General features: G+C 59.5%; 20 protein-coding genes. 13 read left to right on the top strand and 7 right to left on the bottom strand.

What is annotated here, in order from left to right:
- The first annotated feature begins 2 nt into the window (after positions 1-2).
- The 5 genes from araH to ACMXYI_RS14680 all read left to right on the top strand — a co-directional run bounded on the left by araH (position 3) and on the right by ACMXYI_RS14680 (position 5,487).
- Complete coding sequence (gene araH / locus ACMXYI_RS14660; protein ID WP_111451791.1) at positions 3-971, top strand: L-arabinose ABC transporter permease AraH; 969 nt, start codon at positions 3-5, stop codon at positions 969-971.
- A 196-nt stretch (positions 972-1,167) separates the two neighbouring features.
- On the top strand, positions 1,168-1,881 hold the full coding sequence (locus ACMXYI_RS14665; protein ID WP_415773720.1) for a GntR family transcriptional regulator: 714 nt from the start codon (positions 1,168-1,170) through the stop codon (positions 1,879-1,881).
- Positions 1,878-2,876, top strand: coding sequence for an ADP-ribosylglycohydrolase family protein (locus ACMXYI_RS14670; protein WP_415773721.1), 999 nt, complete (start codon positions 1,878-1,880; stop codon positions 2,874-2,876). The genes ACMXYI_RS14665 and ACMXYI_RS14670 overlap by 4 nt, the downstream gene beginning before the upstream one ends.
- 222 nt (positions 2,877-3,098) lie before the next feature.
- Entirely contained in the window at positions 3,099-4,565 is a 1,467-nt protein-coding gene (locus ACMXYI_RS14675; RefSeq protein WP_415773722.1) for a purine-cytosine permease family protein, read from the top strand.
- Positions 4,558-5,487, top strand: a complete 930-nt coding sequence (locus tag ACMXYI_RS14680) for a PfkB family carbohydrate kinase (RefSeq protein ID WP_415773723.1) — start codon at positions 4,558-4,560, stop codon at positions 5,485-5,487. The genes ACMXYI_RS14675 and ACMXYI_RS14680 overlap by 8 nt, the downstream gene beginning before the upstream one ends.
- 131 nt (positions 5,488-5,618) lie before the next feature.
- Here the strand turns inward: ACMXYI_RS14680 and ACMXYI_RS14685 are convergent, their stop codons facing one another.
- The 4 genes from ACMXYI_RS14685 to ACMXYI_RS14700 all read right to left on the bottom strand — a co-directional run bounded on the left by ACMXYI_RS14685 (position 5,619) and on the right by ACMXYI_RS14700 (position 8,404).
- Positions 5,619-5,999, bottom strand: coding sequence for a Rho termination factor N-terminal domain-containing protein (locus tag ACMXYI_RS14685; protein ID WP_415773724.1), 381 nt, complete (start codon positions 5,997-5,999; stop codon positions 5,619-5,621).
- Positions 6,000-6,072: 73 nt separating this feature from the next.
- Complete coding sequence (locus tag ACMXYI_RS14690) at positions 6,073-6,327, bottom strand: hypothetical protein (RefSeq protein ID WP_033056985.1); 255 nt, start codon at positions 6,325-6,327, stop codon at positions 6,073-6,075.
- Positions 6,328-6,429: 102 nt separating this feature from the next.
- A complete protein-coding gene (locus ACMXYI_RS14695) occupies positions 6,430-7,635 on the bottom strand; it encodes an MFS transporter (protein ID WP_415773725.1) in 1,206 nt (401 codons plus the stop codon).
- Between the two features lie 115 nt (positions 7,636-7,750).
- On the bottom strand, positions 7,751-8,404 hold the full coding sequence (locus tag ACMXYI_RS14700) for an HD domain-containing protein (RefSeq protein ID WP_415773726.1): 654 nt from the start codon (positions 8,402-8,404) through the stop codon (positions 7,751-7,753).
- Positions 8,405-8,547: 143 nt separating this feature from the next.
- Between ACMXYI_RS14700 and ACMXYI_RS14705 the strand changes: the two genes are divergently transcribed.
- Positions 8,548-9,030: a GNAT family N-acetyltransferase gene (locus ACMXYI_RS14705; protein WP_056745432.1), complete on the top strand. Its 483-nt coding sequence runs from the start codon at positions 8,548-8,550 to the stop codon at positions 9,028-9,030.
- A 74-nt stretch (positions 9,031-9,104) separates the two neighbouring features.
- The gene (locus tag ACMXYI_RS14710) at positions 9,105-9,662 is read left to right on the top strand and encodes a hypothetical protein (RefSeq protein ID WP_415773727.1); all 558 of its coding nucleotides are present in this window, start codon (positions 9,105-9,107) and stop codon (positions 9,660-9,662) included.
- Positions 9,663-9,682: 20 nt separating this feature from the next.
- Here ACMXYI_RS14710 and ACMXYI_RS14715 read toward each other — a convergent pair whose 3' ends face one another.
- The gene (locus tag ACMXYI_RS14715) at positions 9,683-10,126 is read right to left on the bottom strand and encodes a hypothetical protein (RefSeq protein ID WP_415773728.1); all 444 of its coding nucleotides are present in this window, start codon (positions 10,124-10,126) and stop codon (positions 9,683-9,685) included.
- A 180-nt stretch (positions 10,127-10,306) separates the two neighbouring features.
- Between ACMXYI_RS14715 and ACMXYI_RS14720 the strand changes: the two genes are divergently transcribed.
- From ACMXYI_RS14720 to ACMXYI_RS14740, 5 genes are all read left to right on the top strand, one after another.
- Positions 10,307-11,299, top strand: coding sequence for a 2-dehydro-3-deoxygalactonokinase (locus tag ACMXYI_RS14720; RefSeq protein ID WP_415773729.1), 993 nt, complete (start codon positions 10,307-10,309; stop codon positions 11,297-11,299).
- A gap of 19 nt (positions 11,300-11,318) precedes the next feature.
- A complete protein-coding gene (locus tag ACMXYI_RS14725) occupies positions 11,319-11,939 on the top strand; it encodes a 2-dehydro-3-deoxy-6-phosphogalactonate aldolase (RefSeq protein ID WP_415773730.1) in 621 nt (206 codons plus the stop codon).
- Between the two features lie 45 nt (positions 11,940-11,984).
- Positions 11,985-13,133: a galactonate dehydratase gene (gene dgoD / locus ACMXYI_RS14730; protein ID WP_008152275.1), complete on the top strand. Its 1,149-nt coding sequence runs from the start codon at positions 11,985-11,987 to the stop codon at positions 13,131-13,133.
- 169 nt (positions 13,134-13,302) lie between these two features.
- Complete coding sequence (locus ACMXYI_RS14735; protein ID WP_123364820.1) at positions 13,303-14,613, top strand: MFS transporter; 1,311 nt, start codon at positions 13,303-13,305, stop codon at positions 14,611-14,613.
- 60 nt (positions 14,614-14,673) lie between these two features.
- Entirely contained in the window at positions 14,674-15,477 is an 804-nt protein-coding gene (locus ACMXYI_RS14740) for an IclR family transcriptional regulator (protein WP_008152270.1), read from the top strand.
- Here ACMXYI_RS14740 and ACMXYI_RS14745 read toward each other — a convergent pair whose 3' ends face one another.
- On the bottom strand, positions 15,478-16,530 hold the full coding sequence (locus tag ACMXYI_RS14745) for an NAD(P)-dependent alcohol dehydrogenase (RefSeq protein WP_415773731.1): 1,053 nt from the start codon (positions 16,528-16,530) through the stop codon (positions 15,478-15,480).
- A gap of 190 nt (positions 16,531-16,720) precedes the next feature.
- On the opposite strand from ACMXYI_RS14745, the gene ACMXYI_RS14750 reads away from it, so the two are divergent.
- Entirely contained in the window at positions 16,721-17,611 is an 891-nt protein-coding gene (locus ACMXYI_RS14750) for an AraC family transcriptional regulator (RefSeq protein WP_415773732.1), read from the top strand.
- A 60-nt stretch (positions 17,612-17,671) separates the two neighbouring features.
- Here the strand turns inward: ACMXYI_RS14750 and ACMXYI_RS14755 are convergent, their stop codons facing one another.
- A complete protein-coding gene (locus ACMXYI_RS14755) occupies positions 17,672-19,336 on the bottom strand; it encodes an electron transfer flavoprotein-ubiquinone oxidoreductase (RefSeq protein WP_415773733.1) in 1,665 nt (554 codons plus the stop codon).
- Positions 19,337-19,522: the final 186 nt, after the last annotated feature.

The raw sequence follows: 19,522 nt of genomic DNA on the forward strand, positions 1-19,522 counted from the left end.
CTATGACAATCCAAAACAACGCTTTGCCCACCCAGCGAAAACCTCTGGACCTGCGGCGCTTTCTCGATGACTGGGTGATGCTGCTGGCGGCCGTCGGGATCTTCGTGCTCTGCACCTTGCTGATCGACAACTTCCTTTCGCCATTGAACATGCGCGGCCTGGGCCTGGCGATTTCGACAACGGGGATTGCCGCTTGCACCATGTTGTATTGCCTGGCGTCCGGGCATTTCGATTTGTCGGTGGGGTCGGTGATTGCCTGCGCCGGCGTGGTCGCGGCGGTGGTGATGCGCGACACCGACAGCGTGTTTCTCGGTGTGGTGGCGGCGCTGTTCATGGGGCTGATCGTCGGATTGATCAACGGCATCGTGATCGCCAAGCTGCGGGTCAATGCGTTGATTACCACGCTGGCGACCATGCAGATCGTTCGCGGCCTGGCTTACATCTTCGCCAACGGCAAAGCGGTGGGCGTGTCGCAAGAGCAGTTCTTCGTCTTCGGTAACGGCCAGTTGTTGGGTGTGCCGGTGCCGATCCTTATCACCATCGTTTGTTTCCTGTTTTTCGGCTGGCTGCTGAATTACACCACCTACGGGCGCAACACCATGGCCATCGGCGGTAACCAGGAAGCGGCGTTGCTGGCCGGGGTGAACGTTGATCGGACCAAGATCATTATCTTCGCCGTCCACGGGGTGATCGGGGCGTTGGCCGGGGTGATCCTGGCTTCGCGCATGACGTCCGGACAGCCGATGATTGGCCAGGGTTTTGAGCTGACGGTGATTTCTGCGTGTGTGTTGGGCGGGGTGTCGTTGAGCGGCGGGATCGGCATGATTCGGCATGTGATTGCCGGGGTGTTGATTCTGGCGATTATTGAGAATGCGATGAACCTGAAGAATATCGATACGTTTTATCAGTATGTGATTCGGGGTTCGATCCTGTTGCTGGCCGTTGTAATAGACCGGCTCAAACAACGCTGAGAGTTGTGCTGTCTGGGCTGACGTCTTCGCGGGCAAGCCACGCTCCCACAGGGTTTTGCGTAACCTGTGGGAGCGTGGCTTGCCCGCGATGGCGGCATATCTGAATCACCCCGCTAACGCGAACATCCACATCCTCCCGTCACCTCCCTTAAATATTCCTTGCTCGCCCAACCCCGTTTCGGTTATCTCTTTGTACATGATTAGACAGGTACGATTTGACAAGAAACAACGGGTGGTCGACGAACTCATCCGGCGCATCGAAAGCGGCCTCATGGAGGACGGCTTTCTGCTGCCGGGCGAGCATCAATTGGCTCAAGAATTCAAAGTCAGCCGCGGCACGCTGCGCGAAGCCCTGGCTGAGTTGAAACGGCGCAATTACATCGCGACGCAAAGCGGGGTGGGTTCCATCGTCACCTTCGACGGTGTGGTGCTCGATCAGCGCAGCGGCTGGGCCCAGGCCCTGGCCGACAGCGGGGCGCTGATCAATACCGAAGTGCTGCGGCTGGAGGCGGTCACCCGTCCTGACCTGTTGCCGCGTTTCGGCACCGACCAATTCATTACCCTCGACCGTCGCCGCCGTTCCAACGAAGGCAAGCTGGTCTCCCTTGAACGCTCATTGATGCCCGCCACCGGAGGTCTGGAAAGCCTGCCGCGGGTCGGCCTTATCGACAATTCCCTGACCATCACCCTGGCCGCCTACGGCTACATCGGCGAGCGTGGCGATCAATGGATCGGTGCCGAACCGTTGAACGCCGAAGACGCCGAACTGCTCGGCCGTCCGGAAGGCACGGTGTTCCTTAAGGCCTTGCGCACCACCTACGACCGGCAAAACCGCTTCATGGAACAGGTCGAAAGCTTGCTCGACCCGCTGCATTTTCGCCTGCACCTGCAGTTTGGAGAGTCAAAATGACCGCGCTCAATCGTGCTCTTGGCGCGTTCTATGGACTGGCCCTGGGCGACGCGCTGGGCATGCCGACCCAATCCCTGAGCCGCGCCGAGATCAAGGTGCGCTTCGGCAAAATCACTGACCTGGAAGACGCAGGCCCCGATCAACCGATCGCCGCCAACATGCTCAAAGGCTCGATCACCGATGACACCGAACAGGCGATCCTGGTCGGCCAATTGCTGGTTGAAGGCGAGGGCCGGATCGAACCGTCGCTGCTTGCCCAACGGTTGATCGAATGGGAAGCCGCGATGCAGGCCAAGGGCTCGCAAGACTTGCTTGGCCCTTCGACCAAACGCGCCATCGAAATGATCCTCGCCGGCCACTCGCCGGAAGAAGCGGGGCGCTACGGCACCACCAATGGCGCGGCAATGCGCATCACGCCGGTCGGGATCGCGGCGGATGTCGCCAACCCTGAGCGATTCATCAACGCTGTCGTGCAGGCTTGCCAGGTCACCCATAACACCACGTTGGGCATTTCCAGCGCGGCGGCGGTGGCGGCGGTGGTCTCGGCCGGTATCAACGGCATGGACCTGGGCGAGGCGTTGACCCTCGGCCAGCAAATCGCTCAGCAAGCTGAAGGCCACGGTTACTGGGTGGCTGGCGGACGCATCGCCTCGCGCATCAGTTGGGCGCGGACCATCAGTGTCGACAGCGACAAGGCATTGCTGGCGGATTTGATGTACGACGTGATCGGCACTTCGGTGGCTTCACAGGAATCGGTGGTGGTCTCGTTTGCCCTGGCCCAGCAAGTGGCCATTGGAGAAATGAACGCGTTCGAAGCGCTGTGCATGGCCGCGAGCCTGGGCGGCGACACTGACACCATCGCGGCGATTCTCGGTGCCATGCTCGGCGCCTGCCTGGGCCTTGAGAGTTGGCCGGCGGCGATGATCGACAAGGTTAAAACCGTTAACGATCTCGAGCTGGAACCGTTAGTGAAAGGACTCCTCGCCTTGCGTTGACAGCACTGACGCCATCGCGAGCAAGCTCGCTCCCACAGGTACAGCGTGTACCTCAAGGATTGCACTATCCCTGTGGGAGCGAGCTTGCTCGCGATAGACGCGCCGCCTGTTTGAATTGATAACCACGCAATGGATCGCACGAACTTGGCCAGGATAGCCGGGATGTTGTTTCGTCTTCCGTCATTGCCCACAACCACAACAAAGGCAACAGGAGCATTTCACATGAGTTCATCAAACGCCGGGCAAAGTGCCGGGCAACTGGAAACCCGTGGCATCGAACCGGTGCCGGAAGCGGAGTGCAACGGTCATCCGCTGCAGCTGTTCTGGGTCTGGTTTGCTGCCAACATCTCCATCCTCGGCCTGCCGCTGGGTGCGACCCTTGTAGCCTTTCGCGGCTTGGCGATCTGGCAGGCGATCATCGTCGCGATCCTGGGGGCTGCCGGTTCCTTCGCGGTGGTCGGGATCATCTCCATTGCCGGTCGCCGTGGTCGCGCACCGAGCCTGACGTTGTCGCGAGCGATCTTCGGTGTACGCGGCAACATCGGTCCGACCCTGGTCTCGCTGATGTCGCGTCTGGGTTGGGAAACCGTCAACACCACCACCGCCGCGTTCGTGTTGCTGTCGCTGTGCTCGATCCTGTTCGGCTCGCCAGTGGAAGCCAAAAGCGCGCCTGTGCTGACGTTGATCTTCATTGCGATTTTCGTGCTGCTGACCCTGTCGGTTTCGGGTCTCGGTCACGCCACCTTGCTGGTGATCCAGAAGTGGGCAACCTATGTGTTCGGCGCGCTGAACATTCTGGTCGGCGGTTTCCTCTGCGCCACCATCGACTGGAGCGCGGTGTTCAATGCTACGCCTGCACCGCTGAGCGCAATGATCATCGGCGTCGGCACCATGGCCGCCGGGACCGGGATTGGTTGGGCCAACGCCGGTGCCGACATGTCGCGCTACCAGCACCGCAGCGTCAAAGCCGCACGCCTGGTGGCGTCGGCAGCGTTCGGTGCGGGGATTCCGCTGGTGCTGCTGATCACCCTCGGCGGCCTGCTGTCAGTGGGCAACAATGACCTGGCCTCGGCCACTGACCCGATCATCGCGATCCGCGACATGCTGCCGACCTGGATGGCCGTGCCGTACCTGATCACCGCGTTCGGTGGGCTGCTGCTGTCGAACAACCTGTCGGTGTACTCCGCCGGTTTGACCACGTTGACCCTCGGCCTGAAGGTCAAACGCGTTTACGCGGTGGTGGTGGACATCGTCGCGATCTTCGCCGGTTCGATCTATTTCATGCTGATCGCCGACAGTTTCTACGGCCCGTTCATTACCTTCATTTCGCTGCTGGCCGTGCCGATCACCGCGTGGGTCGGGATCTTCGTCGTCGACCTGATCCATCGTCATTACTACAGCCCCAAAGACCTGCTGGACGTCAGCCCGAGCAGCGCTTACTGGTACAGCGGCGGTATCGAGTGGCGCGCCTTTGGTGCGTGGGCGGTGGCGATCGCGCTGGGCTTCAGCTTTACCACCATCGGCACGACCGAACAAACCGTGTGGTACCGCGGTTTCCTGTCTGACTCCTGGCTGGGCCATAACGGCCTCGGCTGGATCGTGACGTTCCTGGTGGCCGGCGGCATTTATTTTGTACTCGGCGGGGCCAAGGATCGCCGCGCCGCGTTGACCGAGAACGCTCATGCCTAGATTGCTGCACACCGGCCAGGTCATGATCGACCTGGTCATGGCCGTGGATAAATTGCCGCATTCGGGTGGCGACGTACTGGCGCAATCCGCCAGTTTCGAGGCTGGCGGCGGCTTCAATGTGATGGCTGCCGCCCAGCGCAATGGCTTGCCGGTGGTTTACCTCGGGCGTCACGGTACCGGGCGTTTCGGCGATCTTGCCCGTGAGGCGATGAGGGCTGAAGGTATCCGGATTGGCATCGAGAGCAGCGCCGAACGGGATACGGGGTTGTGCGTCGCGTTAACCGAAGCCTCGGCCGAGCGTAGTTTCATTTCCTACATCGGTGCCGAAGGTGAGCTGACGGCCGAGGATTTGGCCAGCGTGCCGGCCGAGGCGGGTGACTATGTCTACGTCAGCGGCTACAGCCTGCTGCATGGCGGCAAAGCCCAGGCGCTGGTGGATTGGGTGCTGGATTTGCCGAGGGGGATCAACGTGGTGTTCGATCCGGGCCCGCTGGTGGATTCGCCGGATGAGCCGTTGATGCAAGCCTTGCTGGCGCGCATCGATCTGTGGACCAGCAACAGTGTCGAGGCGTTGAAGTTTACCGGTGCGGTGGACATTGCCGACGCTTTGAACCGGTTGGCCGAACATCTGCCGGCCGACGTGTTGATGGTGGTGCGTGACGGACCGCAAGGGTGCTGGATCAGTCAGCGTGGAGACCGCCAGCATGTGCCGGGTTTCAAGGTTGAGGCGGTGGACAGCAATGGCGCGGGGGACGCGCATGCCGGGGTGTTTGTGGCCGGGTTGGCGCAAGGGTTGTCGGCGGCTGAGGCTGCTCGGCGGGCTAATGCAGCTGCGGCGTTGGCGGTGACTCGATGGGGGCCGGCGACTTCGCCGGGGACTGCTGAAGTGGATGAGTTGATCAGGAAGACAATTAGCGTCTGATCTGCCGCCTTCGCGGGCAAGCCCGCTCCCACATGGATCGAGTGTGTTCACAAATTTTGTGTCCACCCCAAAACCTGTGGGAGCGGGCTTGCCCGCGATTAGGCCATCAGCCTCAACACAAACCATGGGCCTTAACTCGCCTTGCGCAACGCCTCGATCAACTCCTGCTTACGCATGCTCGACCGTCCCGGAATCTTCTTCGCCCGGGCTTCTTTCATCAAGCTGTCGACGGTCTGGGTTTCGCGCGAAGCCTTGCTGTTTCGCGAATGACCTTCACGGCTGGCCACCGCACGACGAGCTGATTCCTGGCGATCCTGCGACTTGGCACTCGCCGGTTTCTTGCTTCCGGACCCACCTTTGCGTTCACCGCCACCCGACTGCTTGTTGACGGTCGCCCAGGCCCGGGCTTCTGCTTCCTCTTTCGAGACACCCTTGTGCTCGTAGCTCTCTTCGATGTGCTCGGCCTTGTGTTTCTGCTCGGCGGTGTATTTGTCTTTGCTTCCACGAGGCATGGGATTTCTCCTGCTGCTTGTAGAATCTCTCAAACGGTCGCAGCCGCGCACGACTGCGACCTGATTCGTCTTGTTAAACGTCCAGCTTGCGCGCCGCCTCAACCCCTGCGGCACTGAGTTTGATCGGCAAGTTCAACGAGTGCTCACCGGCCTCGTTGCAGATCACATGACCATGCTGGATCAATCCACGATCCTGCAGCGTGGCGAGGGTGCTGGCCACGACTCTCTCCCCCCGGTAATTGTCCAGGACCTCTTTGCCCAAACCGCTTGGATGGGCATGCAGCAGACGGGTCAGGACTTCGTTCTCAAGGTTTTTATCGGCGTTCATGGTTACCTCTTCATGGGTGTGGATAGGTCCATTTAATTAGAGTCCTTACCTGATGTTGGTCCGCCCCCGATTTGGATTGGTGCCTGATGAACGACGAACGGTCTAGGCCTGCTGCAACGTTTTGCTAGTAACGGTTCGACGCCAGACCAACCGGCCGACGCTGATCAGCCAATTCAGTACAGCAACCGCCAATACCGTGAGCAACAGCGTCGCCATTCCCTGTTCCACGATGATTTTCCCGGCCAGCAACGGAAAGCCAAACACGCCGATAAAGTAGGACAGGCTGAACAGCAGCAAGGATTGCGCGGTGGTGCCGTTCGGCGCCTCGTTGGCCGCCAGGCCATTGATCACCGAATAGGTCAGCCCGTAACCGACCCCGAGCATCACCGCCGCCAGCACGTAGCTGAACCCGTCGTCGACGACAAACCCGAACATCAGGATCGAGCCCATCATCAAGCCCGACAGCAGGCAGGACGCCCAGAACGGGTCGCGCTTGACCACGAAACCGGCGATCAGCATGCGGCTGCTGATCGCTGCGCTCATGAAGCCGAGGAAGAACAGTGAATAGTCGAGCGAACGCGCGGCGGCGTAGCTGGTTTGAAAACTCGACAGACCGCCGAAAACGCAACCGCCGAGGCCGACCATGATGATCGGGAACACCGCTCTGGACGACAGCACTTGTGCCGCTGCACGCCAGGAAATTCGTGACACCGCTGCCGAGTGGGTGGGCGCTTTTTTCAGCTGCGAATCCAACCGCCAGAACAGCAACACGCCGATCAGGCTGGCCAGCGCCGCGAGGTAAAACGCCGCGGTGATTGGATAGCCGAGGGCACTGGCTGCGCGGCCTAACAAGGGACCGCTGCCGATCCCGGTCATCATGCTGCCCGACAACAGCGCAAAGTATTTCGCACGTTGGGCAGGCGTTACCAGACTCGCCACAATGATCGGCCCGAGGGTGTAGAACACGCCCCAACCCAGCCCCAGCAAGAGCCCGAAAAACAACAGCAGATTGCCGAAGCCTGGCGCCAAGGCGAAGCCCAGGCTGGCGGCCACCAGCAGAATGCCGAACAGCGCAATCGAGCGGGCCGCGCCGAGCAAATCGGACAAGTGCCCGGAGACGATTACCGCTGCAAACGTACTGAGCATCGCCGCCGAAATCACACTGCCGGCATCGTGCTCGTTGCCGCCGCGGGAACCGATCAACAACGACAGCAAAAAGGTCGAGCCATAGGACAGCGACAGCAAATAGCTGGCCAGGCAAAACAGGCCGAACAATCTGCTGGAGACTTGGGGTGTTGCACTAGGCATGACGCGGTTCCTTGACCCGATAGAAGAGAGCCTCATCTATCTATCTATCATGCAAGGCGTCGATGTTAGGTCTGAGGTTATCGATTTCAGGGTTAGTGTTGGCCGGAGTAAAGCTTCAGCAGGCGCCGATTTCTTCTTTGAACAACTCCATGAACCCCTTCAACCGTTCGTGGCGAATCTGCGCCAGACGCTGGCCGGTGGTCGTTTTGAATCCATCCGCCAAGTGCAGCAGTTTGGTCTGGAAATGGTCGAGGCAAAAACGTTTGTCATCGTATTCCCGGTCCTTCGCCTCGAGATCCTCTGGGTCGTACAACGCGCTGCCCATACGTCCGGCGATGTAAAAGGTGCGCGCCACACCGAGCATGCCGAGGGAATCGAGGCGGTCGGCGTCCTGCATGATTTTGGCTTCGAGAGTGGTCGGCGCGATGTTGGCGGAAAAGCTGTGCGCTTCGATGGCATGGGCAACCGCGCTGACTTTTGCGTCTGGCCAGACCATGTCCGCCAACAATTTCGATGCCTTCTCGGCGGCCAGCCGCGAGGCCTGAGAACGCAGCGGCGAGTTCTTCTCTACCGCCACGCAATCGTGCAAAAGCACTGCCGCCAGCAGCACCTCAAGATCTCCACCTTCTTCAGCGTGAAGCGTACGCACGTTGTTCCACACCCGCTGCAAGTGCGACAGATCGTGGGCGCCATCTTCCGACGGCTCAAGCGCGTGGGGCAGCAGTTGTCCAGCGAGGAGTTGCAGTGGTGCGAAAGCATCAGTGTTCATAAACATCCTGTTAAGTGAAAACGTCTTTTGCAGCGACATAGCCTTGCTACACATGCTCCATGGATCAGCTTTGAATTTCCAGTGTGACGAGCGCCGCGCGCCGACTTAGTATGGCGTTTTCCACTTTTGACGAAGGCACGTCCATGACGATCGAGATCCGCCCGGCGACCCCGAGCGATGCACCGCAAATCCTCGGGTTCATCACTGAACTGGCCGACTACGAACGTGCCCGCCACGAAGTCATCGCCAGCGTCGCCGACATCGAGCGCAGCCTGTTCAGCGAAGGCGCCACCGCCCACGGGCTGATCTGCCTACGCGACGGCTCGCCAATCGGCTTTGCGGTGTTTTTCTTCAGTTATTCCACGTGGCTGGGCAGCAACTGCCTGTACCTCGAAGACCTCTACATCACCCCCGATCAGCGTGGCGGCGGCGCGGGCAAAACCTTGTTGCGTCACCTGGCGAAAATCGCCTGCGCCAATGATTGCGGTCGATTTGAGTGGAGCGTGCTGGACTGGAACAAACCGGCGATCGAGTTCTACAAATCGTTGGGCGCGCAGCCGCAGGAAGAGTGGGTGCGGTATCGGATGGATGGGGCGGTGTTAAGGGAGTTTGCTGAGGGGCGGTGATCGGTATGGACACTAGCGTTACTGGCGATTACGGAAATCGCTATTGCCTCGCGTGACACTTAGAAAGGAATTTTATGCTGTACCTGATCGTGGTGGCCGCAGTGTTTTTGCTGGGTGTGAGGTTCTATAACCGTGCGTTGGATAAACGCACCGACTCACCACCATTGACGGATAACGTTAGTGCGTGCGCGGAAGTGCCTGTGCAGGTCCCAATCAAGAATGAAATGATTGAGAGCGGTACGGGGGTTCCTTTATACATCGGCTACAACGGTGCAATCATTTCATCGCCTGATCGCTCTTTGATCGTTGAGTGGACTTATCAAGACGAGGCACGATTCGGCGATAGCTGGAATGAGGTGTCAGTCAACGGCGCGTGTCTGAATGGCACCCTGTGGGGACGTGGTCACTGTTGGTCATCATGCCTGCGATACCTGACCTTTGAGCAGTACATGGGCTCTCACTCCAGGTTGATTGTGTATTGCGTCGAGCGAGCAGTTTATTTTGAGGTGGCGAAGTTTTCCGCTGCAATATCCTTCAACTATCCAGTGCTGTACTACGGTGAGTACTCGGATGGAGAAAAGGCGATAAGCCAATACGTTTTTGTCGGCAATGAAACATGGCGGTCACTGTAGCCAATGCTTTGAAGTGAATGTTATTCACTGTCCTCCCAGTTACCATTGATCATGCCGTCGAGTGTTTTACTGACACTGATCTTGAAAACCCCGGCCTTCTCCTCATCGAAAGCCACTCTCCACGCCGCGTATCCCTGTTTGAAGTCCGGAATCTCTGCAGTTTCCCCCACACGGTGGGTGATGCTGCGTTCCAGGGTTTTTGCCTGGAAGGGCAGGTGAGGCATGTCGTTGAACTCATTGCCTGTCACCGGATTGATCATCCGAAAACCGTCCACCCTGATGTGAACGACCTTGCCCAGTTTCGGATAATTTTCGATTTTCAGGATCGTGAGTGTCGATCCATCCTCGCCCGGCCGGTTTTTGTAGGCCCAGATATCACCGACCTTCAATTCTTTCGATGCGCTGAATGCCGCCATGGACCAGAGCACGCCGCATAACAGCAGAGCCTTTGAAGCAATCTTCATTTTTCTTCCTTGAGTGGGCGTACGGCTGCAATGGCCGGGCATTTTAAAGCGTCGGCGTAGAAAATCTTGTCACACTTGTAAATCCCATAATATGGGAGTGATATTTATATATTGAGATTTTGATGCGTCCGGGTTTATAGTCCAGCTCACTCACTGCCAATAAACAAAACAGGTGAAGCGATGCTGGCGCAATTGATCGCGCTCGATTGGGGGACAACCTCATTACGTGCTTACAAACTCGCCGCGGGTGGCCAGGTGCTCGAACAGCGTTCGCTGTCGTCGGGGATCATGCAGCTGCCCAGGACGCCGCGAATGATCGCGGGTCAGGAATGCACCGACGGTTTTGAACTGGCCTTCGATGAGGCCTGTGGTGACTGGCTCGACGCGCAGCCCGATTTGCCGGTGATTGCTTGCGGCATGGTCGGCAGCGCACAAGGCTGGCGTGAAGCGGCCTACCGCGATACGCCGGCGAACGTCGCCAATCTCGGAATCTCCCTACAAACGGTTCGCAGTCTTCGCGGTGTCGATGTGCACATCGTGCCGGGCGTGATTCAGCGGTCTCGTTTGCCAAACGTGATGCGCGGCGAAGAAACCCAAGTGCTCGGCGTGCTGCAGAATCTACCGGCCGAGGCGGGTGGTGATCTGTTGATCGGCCTGCCGGGCAGTCATTCGAAATGGGTGGAAGTGGCCGACGGCTGCATCGTGCATTTCGATACCTTCATGACCGGCGAAGTCTTCGCCGTGCTCAGCGAACACAGCATTCTGGGGCGCACCCAGCAAAAGGGCGCGTCCTTCGATGGCCAAGCCTTTGATCGTGGTGTGCAAGTGGCCTTGTCGGCGGATGGCGAGATCGGGCCGTTGTCGACATTGTTCAGTGCCCGCAGCCTTGGGTTGACTGGCGAACTCAGCGCCACCGCCCAACCGGATTACTTGTCCGGTCTGTTGATCGGCCATGAACTGTCAGCGTTGGCGAGTGTTCAGCGACGCCGACGCAACAGCGTTCATCTGCCTTCGATCGTCCTTATCGGTAATTCCCAACTCTGTGCCCGCTACAGCCGGGCGCTCGACGCCTGCGGTTTTGCCCAGGTGACCCTGGCCGAACAGGCCACCGAACGCGGCTTGTGGCAGCTGGCGGTTGCCGCCGGACTGATCACACCCAACCCATCCCGTTAAACCTGACTGGAGGTCTGACATGCTCAAGCAAGCATTGACGCAAAACGGTCTGATCGCGATTTTGCGTGGCCTGCGCCCGCAAGAAGCGGCAGCCATCGGCGAAGTCCTTTATGCCGCCGGATTTCGCGTCATCGAAGTGCCGCTCAATTCCCCTGAGCCGTACGAAAGTATCCGCATCCTGCGCAGTGCCTTGCCCGCCGATTGCCTGATCGGTGCCGGCACGGTGTTGACGCCGGAGCAGGTCGAGCAAGTGAAAGCGGCGGGCGGTCAGGTGATCGTCATGCCTCACAGCGATCCCAAGGTGTTGCGCGCAGCAAAAGTGGCGGGGTTGTTTCTGTCGCCGGGTGTGGCGACGCCGACTGAGGCCTTTGCGGCATTGGCCGAAGGGGCGGACGTGCTGAAGATGTTCCCGGCCGAGCAGATGGGCCCGGCAGTCGTCAAAGCGTGGCTCGCGGTGCTGCCTGCGGGAACGATTCTGGCGCCGGTCGGCGGGATCACGCCGGACAACATGCAGGTGTTTATCGACGCGGGCGTTAAAGGTTTCGGCCTAGGTTCCGGGTTGTTCAAACCGGGCATGACGCCAGATGAGGTGGCGCTTAACGCCAAGGCCTACGTGGCTGCCTGGAAAGCCCTTCGCTAAGACTTTTTGGCGCTGCGAGCGCTACATCTATAAGAGAGACAAAAGATGAAAATCACCAAACTCACCACCTTCATCGTGCCGCCACGCTGGTGCTTCCTCAAGGTCGAAACCGACGAGGGCGTGACCGGCTGGGGCGAACCCGTGGTCGAAGGCCGCGCGCACACTGTCGCCGCTGCCGTTGAAGAATTGTCCGACTACCTGATCGGCAAAGACCCACGCAACATCGAAGACATCTGGACCGTGCTTTACCGCGGCGGCTTCTACCGGGGTGGCGCGATCCACATGAGCGCGCTGGCCGGTATCGACCAGGCGTTGTGGGACATCAAGGGCAAAGCCCTGGGTGTGTCGGTTAGCGATCTGCTGGGCGGTCAGGTGCGGGACAAGATTCGCGTCTATTCGTGGATCGGCGGCGACCGGCCGGCGGACACCGCTCGCGCTGCAAAAGAAGCCGTCGAGCGTGGTTTCACTGCGGTGAAAATGAACGGCACCGAAGAGCTGCAATTCCTCGATTCCTTTGAAAAAGTTGACCTGGCCCTGGCCAACGTCGCCGCCGTGCGCGATGCGGTGGGCCCGAACGTCGGCATCGGCGTTGACTTCCATGGCCGGGTGCACAAGCCCATGGCCAAGGTGCTGATGAAGGAACTCGACCCGTACAAATTGATGTTTATCGAAGAGCCGGTGCTCAGCGAAAACTACGAAGCACTGAAAGAATTGGCGCCGCTGACCAGCACCCCGATTGCCCTCGGTGAGCGCTTGTTCTCGCGCTGGGATTTCAAGCGTGTGCTCAGCGAAGGTTACGTCGACATCATCCAGCCGGATGCTTCCCACGCCGGCGGTATCACCGAAACCCGCAAGATCGCCAACATGGCCGAAGCCTACGACGTGGCGCTGGCGCTGCATTGCCCGCTGGGCCCGATTGCACTGGCGGCGTGTTTGCAGCTGGATGCGGTTTGCTACAACGCGTTCATCCAGGAACAGAGCCTGGGCATCCACTACAACGAGAGCAATGACCTGCTGGATTACGTCAAGGATCCGCGGGTGTTCGACTACGACAAAGGCTTCGTGAAAATCCCGAATGGCCCGGGCCTGGGGATCGAGATCAACGAGGAGTATGTGATCGAACGCGCGGCCGTCGGCCACCGCTGGCGCAACCCGATCTGGCGCCATGCCGATGGCAGTTTTGCTGAGTGGTGATGCCCGTACGGTGATCGACAAGATTGTTCCCACGCTCTGCGTGGGAATGCCTCACCGGACGCTCTGCGTCCGCTTTTGGGACGCTCTGCGTCCCCGGCTGCATTCCCACGCGGAGCGTGGGAACGATCACAACCCACGACCTCAATAAACATAAGAAGAGGCATTCCCCATGCAACCGCAAACCCTCACCGGGCAGGCGTCGTTGGTGACGCCCAGTCGCAAGCGTTTTTTCATCATGGTGCTGCTGTTTATCACCGTGGTGATCAACTACCTGGACCGCAGCAACCTGTCTATCGCCGCCCCGGCACTCACCAGCGAACTGGGCATCGATCCAATCCACGTCGGGCTGATTTTCTCGGCATTCGGCTGGACCTACGCTGCGATGCAAATCCCTGGCGGCTGGCTGGTGGATCGTGTCCCGCCGCGGATTCTTTACAGCGTCGCATTGCTGCTATGGTCGATCGCCACCGTCATGCTCGGCTTCGCTGCCAGCTTCATCGCACTGTTCGTGTTGCGCATGGCAGTCGGTGCGCTGGAAGCACCGGCGTATCCGATCAACAGCCGTGTGGTCACCACCTGGTTCCCCGAGCGCGAACGCGCTACGGCCATTGGTTTCTACACTTCCGGGCAGTTCGTCGGTCTGGCGTTCCTGACGCCGGTATTGGCTTGGCTTCAGCATCAATATGGCTGGCACATGGTGTTTGTCAGCACCGGTGCGGTGGGCATTCTCTGGGCAGTGATCTGGTACGCGGTGTATCGCGAGCCACGGGATTTCAAAGGCGCCAATGACGCCGAAATCGAGCTGATCCGCGAAGGTGGCGGGCTGGTGGATATCCAGGCTGAACAAGCCAAGGTCAAAGCCAAATTCAGCTGGATCGATCTCGGCATCGTCCTGACCAAACGCAAGTTGTGGGGTATCTACCTCGGCCAGTTCTGCCTCAATTCGACGTTGTGGTTTTTTCTGACGTGGTTCCCGACCTACCTGGTGAAATATCGTGGTATGGACTTCATCAAGTCCGGCCTGTTGGCGTCGCTGCCGTTTCTCGCCGCCTTCGTCGGTGTGCTCTGTTCGGGGTTCTTTTCCGACTGGCTGATCCGCCGCGGCTACACCGTGGGTTTCGCCCGCAAGTTGCCGATCATTGGCGGCCTGCTGATTTCCACTTCGATCATCGGCGCGAACTTCGTCGAGTCGACACCGCTGGTGATTGCCTTCCTCGCGTTGGCGTTCTTCGGTAACGGGCTGGCTTCGATCACCTGGTCGCTGGTTTCGACGTTGGCCCCGGCGCGGTTGCTCGGGTTGACCGGAGGGGTGTTCAACTTCATCGGCAACCTGTCGGCGATTACCACGCCGATTGTCATCGGTTTCCTCGCCACCGGTGATTCGTTCGCCCCGGCGATCACCTATATCTCGGTTCTGGCGTTGATTGGCGCGCTTTCCTACATCTTGCTGGTCGGCAAGGTCGAGCGTATCAAGTTGTAGTTGCGGCATGCGGGCGACCATAATGCCGCCCGTTCACTCGCTCAACGGTAAAGGCTGGATATGCAGGAAGACGCCCCAAAAATCGCCAAGGACGCCGCACCGACCGGCACCCAGACACTGCTTCGTGGATTGGGTGTGGTTCAGGCCGTGGCCAGTGGCGCTCGCGATCTCAAGGAAATCGCCCGGCTGATCGGCACCACGCGCAGCACCACCCATCGTCTGGCCAGTTGCCTGGTGGACGAGCGTTATCTGCGCGTGGTGCCGCAAGTCGGTTATCTGTTGGGGCCGAAGTTGATCGAGTTGGGCTTCCAGGCACGTGAAGAATTGCCGCTGGTCACATTGGCCGGGCCGTATCTGGATGAGTTGTCGGCGTTGACGGGCGACACCATTCACTTGGCGATTCGTGAAGGCGACGAAGTGCTGTACTTGCACAAGAATCCGGGGCGCAATGGCCCGGAAATGCGTTCGCGGGTTGGCCATCGCATGCCGTTGGCGCGCACCGGGATCGGCAAGGCGCTGATGCTCGATGACACGCAGGAAGAATGGCAGCGGCTGTACGAAGTCAGCTTGCCGGCGGGTGGGAAAAATCAGTTCTGGCCGCAGCACCCGGAGCAGTCCTGGGAGCAGTTTCAGCAGCGTATGGTCGAGTATGTGGCGGGCGGTTATGCGTTCGATCTGGAAGATAACGAACCGTCGATCCGCTGTGTGGCGGCGCCGATCCGTGATGCCAGCAAGCGCATCGTTGCCGGCATCAGCATCGCCAGCACCGTGCCGTATATGCCGCTGGAGAAAATGGCCGAGCTGATTCCCCTGATCAAAGGGGTCACAGCCCGGCTGTCGGCGGAGCTTGGCGCGAAGGTCTGATTAGACTTTCAGCGTCGCCATATCGATCACGAATCGGTACTTCACATCGCCGGCGATCATGCGGGCGTAAGCCTCGTTGATTTGGCGGATGTCGAGCATTTCAATGTCGCAGGTAATGTTGTGCTCGGCGCAGAAATCCAGCACTTCCTGGGTTTCGGCGATGCCGCCGATCAGCGAGCCGGCCAATACGCGACGGCTCATCACCAGTTTGCCAGCGTGGACCGGTGGATCGACCGGTTCGATCAGGCCCACCAGAATGTGCACGCCGTCGAAACGTAGCGTATCGAGGTAGGGATTGAGGTCGTGCTGCACCGGAATGGTGTCCAGCAGGAAGTCGAAATGCCCTGCCGCGGCCTTCATCTGTTCGGCATCGGTGGACACGATCACGTGGTCCGCACCTTGGCGACGACCTTCTTCAGCCTTGCTCGCCGAGCGGGTGAACAGCGTGACTTCAGCGCCCATGGCCTTGGCGAACTTGATACCCATGTGACCGAGGCCGCCCATGCCGAGAATCCCGACCTTGTCGCCGGCCTTCACGCCGTAGTGCTTGAGCGGCGAGTAGGTGGTGATGCCTGCACAGAGAATCGGCGCGGCGCTGGCTGGGTCGAGTTTTTCCGGAATGCGCACCACGAAGTGTTCGCTGACCACGATGCTGTCGGAATAGCCGCCCATGGTGTTGCTGCCATCGACGCGGTCCGGGGTGGCGTAAGTCATGGTCGGGCCTTCGAGGCAGTATTGCTCGAGGTTCGATTGGCAGGCTTCGCAGCTGCGGCACGAATCGACCATGCAGCCGACACCGACCAGGTCGCCGACTTTATGTTGGGTGACATTCGCACCGATGGCGGTAACTTTGCCTACGATCTCGTGACCGGGCATCAGCGGGTAAACGGCAATGCCCCACTCGTTGCGTGCCTGATGGATGTCGGAATGGCAGACGCCGCAGTAGAGAATATCGATCGCAACGTCGTCAGCACGTGGGCTGCGACGCTCGAATTTCATGGGGGCGAGGGGAGTGGTGGCCGACTGGGCGGCGTATCCGATGGCGGTGTACATGATGAACCTCGCAAAAACAGTGACAGGTGAGGTGGGGCATTCTGGGCGCCGTACCTGTCACCGGCCATGGCGATTCCTCCGGGTGTCATGCCTAATCCTCCGGCATCAGCCTTCAATGGGTCGCATTGGCCATCAGACCTGCGATGATGCTTTCATCCCTGTTTCCGCGACTTTTTTGTGAAGAGCTCTCATGTTGTTGACCCGTCATCTGGATGCCAATGCCACGCTGGTTTCGCTGATTCAGCCTTTGACTAATCGCGACGGTTTCGCGCTCACGGCGTTGCCGGGTGTGCAGGTTTTGCGGGCCAGTTGTGATGTGGCTCGCGGCCCGCAAATTTACGAGCCGAGTCTGGTCATCATCGCCCAAGGCAGCAAACTGGCGTATCTGGGGCCGCGGACGCTGGAGTACGGTGCCGGGCATTATCTGATTCAGGCATTGCCGGTGCCGTTCGAATGCGAGACGTTTTCAGCACCCGATGGCCCGATGCTCGGGGTTTCGATTGCCATTGATCGGGTGTTGCTCGGTGAGTTGGTGTTGGCCATGGGGCTGGCGCCGGGGCGCAATATTCCTGCGCAGACACCCGAGTCGATGACCTCGGCAGTGCTCGACGATGCGATGCGTGGTTGCGTTGAACGGCTGCTGCGTTGCCTGCACGATCCGCTGGAATGCCAGGTCATGGGGCAGGCGCGATTGCGTGAGTTGTTGTTCGTCGCCTTGCGCGGGCCGCAAGCCGATGTGCTGCGGGCGCTGGTCGAGCAACAGGGGCAATTCGCCCGGATCGCGGCGTCGCTCAGCCATCTGCATGCGCATTACACCGAACCCTTGAACGTCGAGACCTTGGCCAGTTGCGCGAACATGAGTGCGTCGACGTTTCACGAGCATTTCAAACGCAGCACCTTGTTGTCGCCGGTGCAGTATTTGAAGCGTTTGCGTTTGCTCAGGGCCCAGCAGTTGTTGCTCGCTGAAGGTTTGGGTGTGGCGCAGGTGGCGCATCGGGTGGGGTATCAGAGTACTTCGCAGTTCAGTCGCGAGTACAAGCGCTACTTCGAGCGTAATCCCGGGGATGAGCGCGCGGCCTGACAGGAATCGCAGATAACAAAAAGGCCCCCGTTCGGGAGCCTTGATGTTCAGCCGTTCGACTTACATGTTCGGGTAAGTCGGACCGCCAGAGCCTTCCGGCGCCACCCAGGTGATGTTCTGTGCAGGGTCCTTGATGTCGCAGGTCTTGCAGTGAACGCAGTTCTGGGCGTTGATCTGGAAGCGCTTCTCGCCGTCTTCCATGGTTACCACTTCGTACACACCGGCCGGGCAGTAACGCTGGGCAGGCTCATCGTAGAGCGGCAGGTTCTTGGCGATCGGGATGCTCGGGTCGGTCAGCTTCAGGTGGCACGGCTGTTCTTCTTCATGGTTGGTACCCGAGATGAACACCGAGCTGAGTTTGTCGAAGCTGATCTTGCCGTCCGGTTTCGGGTAGTCGATCTTCTTGCAGTCGGCCGCGAGTTTCAGGCAAGCGTAATCCGGCTTGGTGTCGTGCAGGGTGAACGGTAGTTTGCCGCCGAAGATGTTCTGGTCGAGCCAGTTGAAACCACCGCCAACAATGGCGCCGAACTTGTGGATCGCCGGGCCGAAGTTGCGGCTGGCGAACAGTTCGTCGTAGAGCCAGCTCTTTTTGAAGGCGTCGACGTAAGTGGTCAGCTCTTCGGTGCCGTCTTTTTCAGCGAACAGCGCCTCGGCCACGGATTCAGCGGCGAGCATGCCGGACTTCATCGCGGTGTGGCTGCCTTTGATCTTGGCGAAGTTCAGGGTGCCGAGGTCGCAACCGATCAGCGCGCCGCCCTTGAAAACCATTTTCGGCAGCGAGTTCAGGCCGCCTTTGCAGATGGCGCGAGCGCCGTAGCTGATGCGCTTGCCGCCTTCCAGGTACTGCTTGAGCACCGGGTGATGCTTGAGGCGCTGGAACTCGTCGAACGGCGACAGGTAAGTGTTGCTGTAGGACAGGTCGACGATCAGTCCGACTACGACCTGGTTGTTTTCCAGGTGATAGAGGAACGAGCCACCGGTGTTCTCGGTGCCCATGATGTCCAGCGGCCAACCGGCGGTGTGGACCACCAGACCTGGTTGATGCTTGGCCGGGTCGATTTCCCAGATTTCTTTCAGGCCGATGCCGTAGTGCTGGGCGTCGGCGTCGCTATCGAGGTTGAAGCGCTTGATCAGTTGCTTGCCGATGTGGCCACGGCAACCTTCGGCGAACAGCGTGTACTTGCCACGGAGTTCCATGCCCGGGGTGTACAGGCCTTCCTTCGGATGGCCTTCGCGGTCAACGCCCAGATCGCCGGTGATGATCCCGCGAACCACGCCGTTCTCGTCGAACAGCGCTTCCTGAGCGGCGAAGCCTGGGTAGATTTCCACGCCCAGGTTCTCGGCCTGCTGGGCCAGCCAGCGGCACAGGTTGCCCAGGGAGATGATGTAGTTGCCTTCGTTGTGCATGGTCTTGGGCACAAAGAGGTCAGGAATCTTCTGCGCGCTGTCAGCGTTCTTGAGAACGAAGATGTCATCGCGGGTGACTGGCGTGTTCAGCGGGGCGCCAAGTTCTTTCCAGTCAGGGAACAATTCGTTCAGGGCGCGTGGTTCGAACACGGCGCCGGACAGGATGTGAGCACCGACTTCGGAGCCTTTTTCGACCACGCAGACGCTGATTTCCTTACCGGCTTCAGCGGCCTTCTGCTTCAAGCGGCAGGCGGCGGAAAGACCAGCGGGGCCGGCACCGACGATGACCACGTCGAATTCCATGTATTCGCGTTCCACAGGTTATCTCCTACTCAAGGCTCAACAGTTTTTTTTCTAATTGGAGGTTTGGTGTCGCATCCATGAATTCCTGCGCAATGCCGGAAGAGGACAATCGATGAGCCACCTTTCTCTCTAAGGTGGCGCATTATATCTACACCACTCCTAGCGTCCAATACAAACGTTTGTTTGAATCGGCTCAAAGCC

It is taken from the genome of Pseudomonas lyxosi (assembly GCF_047758685.1).
Taxonomy (GTDB): domain Bacteria; phylum Pseudomonadota; class Gammaproteobacteria; order Pseudomonadales; family Pseudomonadaceae; genus Aquipseudomonas; species Aquipseudomonas lyxosi.